This window comes from Mesorhizobium sp. M7A.F.Ca.CA.002.04.1.1 (assembly GCF_004022805.1).
GTDB classification, from domain to species: Bacteria; Pseudomonadota; Alphaproteobacteria; order Rhizobiales; family Rhizobiaceae; genus Mesorhizobium; species Mesorhizobium ciceri.
In genome coordinates this window covers 1-1,197 of the sequence record NZ_RZPL01001086.1, presented here as the reverse complement: position 1 = coordinate 1,197, position 1,197 = coordinate 1, and the positions used below count along the sequence as shown (strand labels likewise).

General features: G+C 66.1%; 1 protein-coding gene. It reads left to right on the top strand.

All coding sequences use genetic code 11. From position 1 onward, the window contains the following. Positions 1–1,197 (top strand): YcjX family protein (locus tag ENZ75_RS32345; protein WP_128278639.1); only part of this gene is annotated, 1,197 nt, incomplete at both ends.

Here is a 1,197-nt window from a genome sequence, read left to right as displayed (position 1 = left end):
CTATCGGGCCGCGCCACCGGGCTTTTTTCCCCATCGCTGCGCCTCGGCGTGACCGGATTGTCCCGCGCCGGCAAAACGGTGTTCATATCGGCCCTTGTCCACAATTTGATCCATGGCGGGCGCCTGCCGCTGTTCGAGGCGCAGAAATCGGGGCGCATCGCGCGCGCCTTCCTCGAGCAGCAGCCCGACGACGCGGTGCCGCGTTTCCAGTACGAGGACCACATCGCAGCCTTGGTCAACGACCGCGTCTGGCCCGATTCGACGCGCGCCATTTCGGAGCTGCGGCTGACCATCGAATATGAATCGGCTTCCGGCTGGAGCCGCATGTTTTCCTCGGGCAGATTGTCGGTCGATATCGTCGATTATCCCGGCGAATGGCTGCTCGATCTGCCGCTGCTCGGCAAATCCTTCGCCGATTTTTCCCACGAAGCCTTTGAGATGGCCGTTCTGCCGGTGCGCGAGGACCTGTCGCAAGCCTGGCGGGCACTATCGGCCGGGATCGACCCGAACGCCGATGCCGACGAGATGACGGCGCGCCGCCTGGCCGAGAGTTTCGCCGCCTATCTGAAGGCCTGCAAGCTCGACGAGCGGGCGCTTTCGACCTTGCCGCCCGGCCGCTTCCTGATGCCGGGCGATCTCGAAGGCTCGCCGGCCCTGACCTTCGCGCCACTGGCCGCGATCGGCGACAACCGTCCGCGCGCAGGCTCGCTGCACGCCATGATGGACAGGCGCTATGAGGCCTACAAGACGCATGTCGTCAAACCCTTTTTCCGGGAACACATCACCCGCCTCGACCGCCAGATCGTGCTGATCGACGCTATGCAGGCGCTGAACGCCGGCCCGGGCGCCATGGCCGACCTGGAACGCGCGGTGACCGAGATCCTCAGCTGTTTTCGCCCCGGCCGGGGCAGCTTCCTCACCGATCTGTTCTCGCGGCGCATCGACCGCATCCTGGTTGCCGCGACCAAGGCCGACCATCTGCATCACGAAAGCCATGACCGGCTGCAGGCGATCGTGCGGCGGCTTGCCGACCGCGCCGTGGCACGGGCGAATTTCACCGGCGCCGATGTCGATGTGGTCGCCATGGCGGCGGTGCGCGCGACGCGCGAAGGCACCGTCAGGCAAGGCCGGGAGACGCCTCCCGACATCATCGGCACGCCGATAGCCGGTGAGAAGATCACCGGCGAAACCTTCGAT